The sequence below is a fragment of the Kitasatospora sp. NPDC047058 genome, from assembly GCF_040643935.1.
GTDB lineage: Bacteria > Actinomycetota > Actinomycetes > Streptomycetales > Streptomycetaceae > Kitasatospora.
In genome coordinates this window covers 37,301-47,078 of record NZ_JBEYVJ010000022.1, presented here as the reverse complement: position 1 = coordinate 47,078, position 9,778 = coordinate 37,301, and the positions used below count along the sequence as shown (strand labels likewise).

Sequence of the window (9,778 nt, the reverse complement as noted above, 5' to 3'; positions counted from 1 at the left end):
CGGGACGCCCGCACCCGGCCCGCGCCCGGCCCGGGTGCGGGCGAGGCGGAGGCGGTGGCCGCCGCGCTGCTCGCCGACGGTTATCCGCAGCTCGGCGGGCTCCGGCTGGGCGAGGTGATCGGGCCGGACCCGGGCGACGCCGGCGAGGGGGCCGCCCGGCTGCTGGCCGGCCGGTCCAGCGGCGGTACGACGGTGGGCGGGGTGCTCGGCGCCGCCGCCACGGCGTTCCGCCGGGACCCGGCCGGGCACCTGCGGGCGCGGGTGGACGAACGGGTGCTCACCGAGGTGCTCGCCCTGCGCCCGGACTCCGCGCGGTCGGCCGGGCGGGCCGGGAGCGCGGGTGCCCCGGAGCGCGACGAGGCGGCCGGCCGGGCCCTGCTGGCGTCGCTCGCGACGGCGTAGCGCGCGCCCTCGGGAGCGCCCCGGGAGCGGCTGCGGGGCGGCCGCGGATAGGCCGCGGATTGGCCGAAAGCGGGCCGCCGTCCGGGGTGCCGCCGCTACGCTGCCGTCCATGGAATGGAGGCCGGCGGTGCTCCACCGCCCCCGCGGCGACCGGGTCCAGTGCCTGCTGTGTCCACTGCGCTGCACGCTTTCCGACGGCGAGTCGGGTCCGTGCGGAGTACGCCGGCGGAACGGCGCGGAGCTGGAGACCGCGACCTTCGCGACCACGGTGCGCCACCTCGACGCGGTGGAGCGCAAGCCGCTGTTCCACTACCGCCCCGGGAGCCACTGCCTGACCCTGGCCGCGCCCGGCTGCACCTTCCGCTGCGACTACTGCATCAACCACCGGGTCTCCCAGTACGGCCGTGACCCCGGGGTGCGGTGGACCGGCGCACCGGTCGACGCGGCGGCCGTGGTGGCGGACGCCGCGGCCGAGCGGGCCGCGGTGGCGCTGTCCTACACCGAGCCGTCGCTGGCCCTCGAACTGACCCTGGCCCTGGCCGAGTCCGGCCGCCCGCTGGGCGTTCCGGTGCTCTGGAAGAGCAACGGCTTCCTCACCCCGGAGGCCGTCGAGCTGGCGGCCGGCGCGGTGGCGGCGGTCAACGTGGACCTCAAGACGGTGGACGAGGCGCGGCACCTGGAGCTGACCGGGGCCCGGGTCGGGCCGGTCCTGGAGACGCTGCGCGGCCTGTACGAGCGCGGGGTGTGGCTGGAGGTGTCGACCCCGCTGATCCCCGGCATCAGCGCCGCGCCGGAGGAGCTGCGGCCGATCGCCGAGGCCGTCGCCGCGCTCGGGCCGGGCGTCCCGTGGCACCTGGGCCGGGTCTCGCCCGCCTACCGGCGGACCGGCCACGCCCCGACCCCGCCCGCCGACCTCGCCGCGGGCGTCCGGGTGGGCCGGGAGGCCGGGCTGCACCACGTCTACGTGGAGCGCGCCCTCGGCGCGGACGGCCGGGCGACCAGGTGCCCGCACTGCCGTGCGGTGCTGGTGGAGCGGGGCATCTGGTCCCTGGAGCGGAACCGGATCGAGTCGGGTGCCTGCCCTTCGTGCGGCACCGCGGTGGACGGAAGGTGGTGAGGTCCGTGACCGGGGAACCGGAGGGCGGGCAGGAGGGCCCGGCGTACCGGATGGTGGAGCACCTTCCGGATCTGATCCAGCCGGAGGAGTACGACCGGCACCCCGAGGGGCGCCTGGTCCGGATCCGGATCGAGGCCGGCCCGGACGGCGTCCGGGTGACCGGGGACGCGTTCCGGCCGGAGGTGATCGACGCGCTCTTCCAGGGGCTCGGCCCGGACGAGATCCAGCAGATGCTCTGCGGCTGAGCCTCGCGCCGGCCCTGCGCCGGCCCTGCGCCGGCCCTGCTCAGGGCCGGCGCCGGGTCTGCTCAGGGCTCGACGAGGAGCTCGGTGAGGACGTCGCGCAGCAGGGCCGGCGTCGGGTCGGGCGGCAGCGTCCAGCGGAGCCAGGCCGTCTCCCGCACCGGCAGACCGGGGTAGTGCACGCGCAGCTCGCGCAGCCCGGGGTGCGGCGGGAACACCAGGTACGGGTGGGTCAGCACGATCGTCCGCGGCGCGCCGCCGAGCCCGGTGGCCAGCTGCCCGGCCGCCGCCGCGGCGGTGTGCAGGGCCGCCTCGGGCTGGGCGGTGGCGAGCGGGCCGCTCTCCCAGAGGTGCACCAGGTCCTCCGGGCGGGCCAGCGTCCGGTGCTGCCAGGGGGTGGCCATCCGGACCACGGCGCAGGGGCGGCCCCGGCGCAGCGCGGCGGTGGCCAGCAGGTGCGCGGAGAGCCGCAGCACCGAGCCGATCGCGCCGTGCGTCGCGGGGGTGTCGTCCAGGACCAGCACCACGCCGCGCGGGTCGGGCGGGATCAGGCCGTGGCTGGTCCGGAAGAGCAGCTCGTTGCGGCTGTGGCGCAGCCGCAACAGCTCGTCCGGAAGGGCGAGTTGGGTGGGCAGCAGACGGCTGGGCGCGCCGTGCCGGGCCAGTCCGGAGCGGCCGGTCGGGCCGCGGCCGGTGGCCGGGCCGCTCGCGCCCTCCAGCAGCCGCAGGCCGAGCAGGACCCGCTGGGCGGGGCCCGGGGGGATCAGCGTCATCCGGAAGTCGCGGACCCGGACCGGGAGGGTCGGATCGGCGGCGACCGCCTCCGGTCCGAGGATGCGCAGCAGGCCCAGCAGGCGTTCGTCGACGGCCTGGACCGCCGCGGTCAGCTCGGTCAGCGGCGGGGCCGGCGGGCGGGGCTGGACCGTCGCGCCGAGCAGCGCCCGGCCCAGGGCGGCGGAGAGTTCGGCCGGGCCCGCGTCGGCCGGGGCCAGGTACGCGGCGGCCGGGGGCAGGCCGGAGACCAGCAGCAGGACGAGTCCGGGCAGCGCCGCGGGCGGCCAGCCGAGTTCGCGCAGGGACTGCAGGCCGCGCAGGCCGGCCAGCGGCAGCAGCCCCGGCGGGGGTTCGGCGCCGCCGACCAGGGTGAGCAGCTCGGACAGCAGCGAGAGCGGGGTGCCGGTGGCCAGCCGCCCGGCGGCGGCGCCCAGGCGGGCGAGCCGGTCCTCGGAGTGCGGCAGCGGCTCGCCCTCGGGCTCGCCCGGCCGCTCGTCGGCGATCTCCCAGAACACGATCGCGCCCGAATGGTGGCCGGTGGCGAGCCGGTCGCCGGTCGGTGACCAGCGGACCGCCCAGACGTGGCTGCCGACCCCTTCCGGCGGGAGCAGGGTCCGGACGTGCCGGCCGGTCCTGGCGTCCCAGATCTCGATCGCGGCGTCCTGCTCGGCCGAGGGGAAGGCGAGCAGCCGGGAGTCCGTGTACCAGGACAGCGCCGGTGCCCACTCCGGGCCGCCGGCGACGCCGAAGGTGCCGGTGAGCGTCCAGTCGGCGGTGTTCCACACCGCGACGGGGCCCTGCCCGCTGCCCGGCGCCGCGGCCAGCCGCAGCCCGTCGGGGGACCACGCCGCCCGGCGGACCGTGACCGGCCCGGTCGGCCAGGCCAGGACCTTGACCCGCTGCCAGCCGCCGGAGCCGGTCCGCTCCCAGACCAGCACCCGGCCGTCGGCCCCGGCGGCGAGCCGGCGGCCGTCCGGGGACCAGGCGGGGCGGCCGACCCCGCCGTCGACCGGCAGCCGCCAGGTGCGCGGCTCGCCCGCGGTCAGGTCGTGGACCAGCAGCTCGTGCGGGTGCCGGCCGTCCTCGGGGGCGGCCCAGCGGAGCGCGCCGGTGGGGTCGGCGGCCACCGCCGGGCCGCCGGGCAGCGCGGCGACGGCCTCGCCGGTGGTGAGGTCCAGCAGCTGCTGCCGGCCGCCCCGGCCGGGCGGCGCGAGCAGGAGCGCGTCCGGGCCGAGCGCCTCGGCGTCCGCCCACCCCGTCGCGGGGCCCGGGACGGGCACCGTCCGCAGGACCGTCCCGTCGCCCGGCCGGAACTCGCTGAGCGTGCCGGGCCCGGACTCGTACCAGCAGGTGTCGCCGGCCGGGGACCAGGCCGGCACCGGGGTGGCGCAGCCGTCGCCCGCGCCGGGCACCCGCAGCGGCCGGACCAGCAGCCGGCCCTGGTCGACGGTCGCGGAGACCTTGCCCACGGTGGCGCCCATCGCGTTGGCCCACCGGCGGACGGCCGACCGCCGGGCCAGGTGGTGCCGCCGCCGGGGCGCGGCGTCCGGCGGCTCCCAGACGGCGACCGCGCCGTCGTCCAGCCGTGCGGCGATCAGCCCGGTGGCGGAGAGACTGAGTTCGGCGGGGCCCCGGACGTCGCCGGGGACGGACCCGCGCGGTTCGAGGTGGGAGTCGAACAGGGCCGGCTGCTCACCCGGGACGGCGAGGGCGAGCAGCGTGCCGTCGTCGGTGAAGGCGAGCGCGCCGCAGCGCCGGTCGAGCCGGCGGCCGGCCAGCTCGGCGTGGGTCACCGGGTCGACCAGGACGACCCGGCCCTGCTCCTCGACCGCGAGGTACCGGTCGTCGGGCGCGCAGGCGAGCCGGCCCAGGCCGTGGTGGCGGGGGCCCACGGTGCCGCTCATGATCTGGTCGAGCGGCTCCCAGAGCTGGACCGAGGACGGCGTGGCGACGTAGAGCTGGGTGGTGCGGGGGCGCCAGTGGACGGCGACCACCGGGTCGAGGCCGTAGAGCTCGACGGTCTCCCCGCTGCCGAGATCCCAGACCAGGACGTCGCCCGAGTGGTGGCCCACCGCGAGGGTGCGGCCGTCCCCGGACACCGCGAGGGCGGCCGCCGTGGCGGTGCCGGCCAGGGCCGGCGGGAGCGGCAGCGGCGTGCCGGTGTCCGCGTCGAGGGAGAGCAGCCGCCCGCCGCCGAGCAGGAACAGCCGGTCGCCCTCCGCGGTCCAGGCGGCCGCGGTGCCGCCGCGGTCCGGGGCCGGGCCGCTCCACGGCACCTCCCAGAGCGGCCGGGCGCGGTCGTCCACCCGGCGCACCATCGTGCCGTCCAGCAGGACCAGGCCGGAGCCGTCCGGGGAGAGGGTGAGCAGCCGGCAGTCCGGGACGGGCACGGTGAGCAGCCGGCGGGCCGTCCACGCGGTGCCCCGCTGCGTGCCGGGGGTGCTCACCGGAACCGCTCCCCGGGCCGCTGCGCCTCGGCCGCCCGCTCGTACATCTGCGCGGCCTGGAGGAAGTGCCCGACGTCCTCCAGCCGTTCCGCGGCGGCCCGGTACTCGCGCTGGAGGGTCAGCTCGGCGGCCTCCTGGAGCAGTCGGCGGCGGGCCTCCCCGGTGCCCGGCCCGGGGGCCTGCGGGGCGGGCTCCTCGGTCTCCTCCTCGCCGAGCCGCCGGAGGATCTCCCGGGCGGGGCCGGAGACGCCGGCGGCGAAGGCGGGCGGTTCGGGCAGCCAGAGCGTCCAGGCCGGGACGGGCTTGGCGGCGAGCCGCCAGGCCCCGCCGCGGCCGAGGACGGTGACGGTGTCCGGCCGCAGCCCGAACACCTCCTCGCAGGCGGCCGGGGGCAGCGGCGGGGAGAGGACGCAGCCGCTCTCCACGTAGAGGGCGCCGGGCCCGACGTGCCGCAGCGGCAGGCCGAACGGCAGTCCGCGGGCCAGTCCGGGCGCGGCGCTGACCAGGTGCCGGCCGGGGCCGAAGACGAGGAAGGCGCTCTCGTGCAGCGGCCGGCCCAGCAGGAAGTGGCGCAGCAGGTCGAGTTCGCCGTCCTCGACCAGGACGGCGTCGGTCCGGACGGTGGTGGCGGCCGTACTGGCCACCACCCGGACGGTCATCGGCGCGCCGCTCCCGGGGGTGGCGCGGGTGCCGCCGGCGGGCGGCGGGGCGGCGACCGGACGGTGCTCGGGCACGGCCAGCAGCGCGGCCTCGGACTCGATCCCGGCCGGGGTCCAGTACCAGGCCGGGCCGGCGGCGGGCAGCACCTGGCGGACGTCGTCGGGCAGGGCGTCCAGCAGGTGCCGGTCGTCGAGCGGGAGGCGCAGCCGGACGTCGACCAGGAGCCGCCCGTCGGGGCTGGCGCGGCGGCAGACCACGGTGTCGGGCAGCCGGAGGAGGGAGGCCAGCAGCGCGGCCGGCACCGTCCCGTGCGGGGACCGCAGCCGGACCAGCAGCCAGCTGCGGTCGGTCACCGCCCCGCCCTCGTCCACCCGGTCGACGGCCATGAACCCGGCGGGCACGCCGCGGCGCATGCTCTGCCGGAGCACCCAGCGGCCGAGCGGGCCGCTGACCAGGACGGTGACGTCGTCGAGCGCCTCGGGCAGCCGCCCGGGCGGGGCGTGCACCGCGAGGTCGGCCGGTCCGGCCGGCCGCCAGTCACCGGCCGGGCCGGGCACCCGGCCGCCCTCGTACACCTCGCCGCCGTACCGGACGGCCAGCGCGGTGCTGGAGTGCAGGACCGGGTCGAGGTGGAACAGGACCGAGCCGTCCCGGGCGGAGACCTGGATCGGCGGGACGCGCAGGGCGGCGATCTCGGCCAGGTAGCCGAGCGCGGCGCGCGGGGAGGCGAAGCGGACGGTGGCGGACCAGGCCGGTGCCTCGGCCGGTTCGCCGGCTTCGGGCGGGCGGGGCGGCGGGGGTGGTGTCCGGGGCCGCGGCGGCCGCTGGTCTATGTCGTAGTGCGGCGGCTGGCGCGACAGGTTGACCCGCTTCACCTCGAAGCCCGGCCGGCCGCCGCGGCCGTCGTCGGCTCCGGTCGGGCGGGACTGCTGGCTGCGGTCGCGGAACCACTTGCCGACTCTGCTGGTCACTGTGCCTTTCCTGCCTGCCTCGGGCTCCGGTTGGTGCACCGTTACGGTCGGTGGGGCGGCCCGGCTCCGTTCGGCCGTGCGTTCGTGGTCCCTGCGTTGGTGGTCCGTGCGTTGGTGGTCCGTGCGTTGGTGGTCCGTGGTTCGTGCGTGGGTGGTCGGCGCGTCGGCGGCCCGGCAGGGTCAGCGCGGGAGCGGTTCGGCCGGCACGCCGGCGGTGCCGCCCAGCGCCTGGACCGCCCACTCCTGCCAGCGGTCCACCACGCCGGGCACCCGGGCGAGGTAGGAGCTGGTGAACACCACGGCGCCCAGGTCCGGCCGTTCGACCAGGTCGGCCGCGGCCACGGCCCACCGCTCGGCCCGGCGCTGCTGGTCGGGCGGCAGCTCCGGCAGCCGGTCGAGCAGGGCGTCGACGGCGCGGATCAGGCCGCCGGTACCGCCGCCGTCGAGGGCGGCGGCGAGCGCCAGGGCGAGGTCGAGCCGGGCCTGCTCGCCCGCATGGCGGACGGTGGCGGTACGCAGCATCCGCTCGCCGGCGGCGGTCCGCCCGGTCCGGGTGACGAGCAGCCAGCCGCCGGTCAGGGCGTCGCCCGCCTCCCGGTGGCACTCGGCCGCCCCGGCGAACTCGCCGATCGCCTCCAGGCATTCGGCGGCCCTGGCCGGACGGCTGCCCCGGCGCCAGCAGTCCGCCGCCCGCGCGAGGTCCCCGGCCTCCTCCCAGAGCGGGGCCGCGGCCAGCAGGTGGCCCGCGCGCTCCTGGCAGTCGGCGGCCTGGGCGTAGTGGCCGACGGCCACGTAGCACTGGGCGGCCCGCTCCAGCAGCGCCGTTCGGCTGGTCACTGGAACCGGCGCTCCCGCCGCTCGGCCGGGAGCTCCTCGTCCTGCTCGACGCCGACTTCCTGCGGGATCGTCGCGGCGTCCTGCGGGATCGTCGCGACCTCCTGCGGGATCGTCGCGGCGTCCTGCTCGGGCAGGAGCTCGTTGACGAGGGGGTCCCGCTCGACCAGCAGGCCGAGCCGGAGCGCGATGTCCTCGTGCTGCTGGTCGTGCTCCTCGTCCCAGGTCTGGTCGAGGTCGTCCACCCGGAACTCCTCGACCCGGCCGGTGGCGGCGTTGTACCGGAAGGACACCTTCACGCGCACGGCGTCACTCCTCGATCTCGAACTCGATGGTGAGGACGTCGCCGTCCTCGTTCACGGACAGGTTCTGCGCCCCGTGGGTCCTGGCGTAGGCCTCGAACATGTCCCGGTAGGCGGTCCTGAGGACGAGGTTGACCGGGCGCAGGTAGGTGTCCCGGGCCTCCCCCAGCTGCTCGGCGGCCTGCCGGTCCAGCCCGGGGCGGGCCTGTTCGGCCACGGCGCCGAGGTTGCGCCGGGCGTCCGCCGCGGCCAGGTCGTCGATCTCCTGCTGCTGGCCGGCGAGTCGGCTCCGGCCCTGGTCGCGGGCCTGGGCCTCCTGCCGGTCCGCCTCCTTCTCGGCCTTGCGGTCGGACTCCTTCTGCAGCCGGGTGTGCAGGTGCGACCTGACGTGATTCTCGGTCTGGCCGGCCCATCCGTCGGTGTAGAAGGTGCCGGACGCGGTCGCGTCGGTGCTGGCGACGACCCGGCCGGAGAGCGTCCGGGTGGCGCTTCCGGAAGCCTCGACCAGCTCGGTCCAGCGGGCGGTCATCTCGATCTCGCCGGTCTCGGGGTGGTAGGCGACCTGCCCGTGCGGCAGCTCCAGCCGGTAGGCGCCCTCCGACCAGGTCCAGCGCGGGTCCGCACCCAGGGCGGCCTCGAAGGCCCGGCGCAGCGGGGCGCCGAGCTGCGTGCCGAACGGCTGGTTCAGCCGTGCCTCACCGGTGACGTCGATGCTCGCACTGGCCGTCCTGGTGAGGGCCACCTCCCAGCTCCGGCTCAGGGTGCTGGTGGCCCGGACTTCGATTCGCCGAGGGTTGCACATGAAGCCCCCTAGGGGTGTCTGGCGGTCAAGCCGCTCACGGCAGCAGGCCGTTGACCGATGCGATGATACGCGACAGCTCGTGCAGGGCGGTGCCGTCCTGCGGATGATGCAGCGTCAGATCATTGCGGAGTTCGTTGAGTTGCCGCAGGGCGGCGATGATCACGTCGTCGTTGACGGGCCGCCGCTCCAGCAGCGGGTCGGCGACCGCCCGGGCGTCCGCCAGGAGCTCCGCCGCGGAGACGGCCCGCTCCCGCCGCGCCCCGCCGTGCCGCTCGACCGTGGCGTGCACCGACTGCTCGACCACCGCCCGGTCGGCCGGGTCGGTCCAGATGTGGGCCAGCGGCCAGAGGTCGGCCGGGGTGGCGGTGTCGGCCTCGCGCAGCAGCGCGGCGCCGGCGACCAGCTTCAGGCTCCGCACCAGCCGCCGGTCGGACAGCTCGACGCCCTGGACCAGCAGCTCCTGGACCAGCTCGTGGTGGACCGGCAGCACCTGGTCCAGACGGACCTCGAACAGCGCACGGGTCAGGGCGGCGAGCCGGCGCATCGAGACCACGGCGGACAGGTCGCCGTCCGTCCGGGGCGGACCCGCGGGCCGGTGCCAGGGGTGCAGGTCCTCCGCGCGCTCCCGCTCGTGCTCCCAGCCCACCGCGAGCAGGTCGTCCAGCCGGGTCGCCGCGACCGGCGCCACCTCCAGGCGGAGCAGGAAGCGGTCGGCGAAGGCCTTCAGTCCGGGGTCCTCCGGTATCTCGTTGGACGCGCCCAGCAGGCTGACCAGCGGCGTCCCGCACACCTCGGCGCCGTTGTGGAAGCGCCGCTCGTTGAGCAGCGTCAGCAGGGCGTTGAGGATGGCGCTGCTGCCCTGGAACACCTCGTCCAGGAAGACGAGTTCGGACGCCGGCAGCATGCGCTCGGTCAGCACCCGGTAGGTGCCCTGCTGGAAGGCGCCGAAGTCCAGCGCGCCGAACAGCTCCGACGGCTCGGTGAACCTGGTCAGCAGGTAGCTGAACCGGCTCGCCTCGATCTGCCGGGCCATCGCCGCGATCAGCGCGCTCTTCGCGGTGCCGGTCGCGCCGAGCAGCAGCGCGTGCTCCCGGCACACCACCGCGAGCTGCAGCAGCTCGACCGCCCGCTCCCGGCCGACGAACCGCCGGCCCAGCTCCCGGCGGGCGTAGTCGAGGTCCCGGACGGTCCCGACGATCTCCGGACCCCACGTCATGCTCTTCCCCC

At 77.4% G+C, this 9,778-nt stretch carries 9 protein-coding genes; 3 read left to right on the top strand and 6 right to left on the bottom strand.

The genetic code is table 11. The annotated features are described in order from the left end of the window. The 3 genes from ABZ885_RS05655 to ABZ885_RS05645 form a co-directional block, all read left to right on the top strand. Nucleotides 1-402 (top strand): hypothetical protein (locus tag ABZ885_RS05655; RefSeq protein ID WP_360183702.1); only part of this gene is annotated, 402 nt, incomplete at its 5' end. A gap of 109 nt (nt 403-511) precedes the next feature. Then, nucleotides 512-1,519, top strand: coding sequence for a radical SAM protein (locus ABZ885_RS05650; RefSeq protein ID WP_360183700.1), 1,008 nt, complete (start codon nt 512-514; stop codon nt 1,517-1,519). Nucleotides 1,520-1,524: 5 nt separating this feature from the next. Continuing rightward, nucleotides 1,525-1,764 carry a radical SAM-modified peptide, FtsH ternary system-associated gene (locus tag ABZ885_RS05645; RefSeq protein WP_360183698.1) on the top strand — a complete coding sequence of 80 codons (240 nt, stop codon included), beginning with the start codon at nt 1,525-1,527 and terminating at the stop codon, nt 1,762-1,764. A 62-nt stretch (nt 1,765-1,826) separates the two neighbouring features. Here the strand turns inward: ABZ885_RS05645 and ABZ885_RS05640 are convergent, their stop codons facing one another. From ABZ885_RS05640 to ABZ885_RS05615, 6 genes are all read right to left on the bottom strand, one after another. After that, a complete protein-coding gene (locus ABZ885_RS05640; protein WP_360183696.1) occupies nt 1,827-4,982 on the bottom strand; it encodes a hypothetical protein in 3,156 nt (1,051 codons plus the stop codon). Beyond that, on the bottom strand, nt 4,979-6,613 hold the full coding sequence (locus tag ABZ885_RS05635; RefSeq protein ID WP_360183694.1) for a hypothetical protein: 1,635 nt from the start codon (nt 6,611-6,613) through the stop codon (nt 4,979-4,981). The genes ABZ885_RS05640 and ABZ885_RS05635 overlap by 4 nt, the downstream gene beginning before the upstream one ends. Before the next feature lie 180 nt (nt 6,614-6,793). Then, a complete protein-coding gene (locus ABZ885_RS05630; protein WP_360183692.1) occupies nt 6,794-7,450 on the bottom strand; it encodes a hypothetical protein in 657 nt (218 codons plus the stop codon). Then, nucleotides 7,447-7,752, bottom strand: a complete 306-nt coding sequence (locus ABZ885_RS05625) for a hypothetical protein (protein ID WP_360183690.1) — start codon at nt 7,750-7,752, stop codon at nt 7,447-7,449. Before ABZ885_RS05625 ends, ABZ885_RS05630 begins: the two co-directional genes overlap by 4 nt. Nucleotides 7,753-7,756: 4 nt before the next feature. After that, on the bottom strand, nt 7,757-8,551 hold the full coding sequence (locus ABZ885_RS05620) for a hypothetical protein (RefSeq protein WP_360183689.1): 795 nt from the start codon (nt 8,549-8,551) through the stop codon (nt 7,757-7,759). 34 nt (nt 8,552-8,585) lie between these two features. Beyond that, nucleotides 8,586-9,767, bottom strand: a complete 1,182-nt coding sequence (locus ABZ885_RS05615) for an AAA family ATPase (protein WP_360183687.1) — start codon at nt 9,765-9,767, stop codon at nt 8,586-8,588. Nucleotides 9,768-9,778 lie beyond the last annotated feature (11 nt).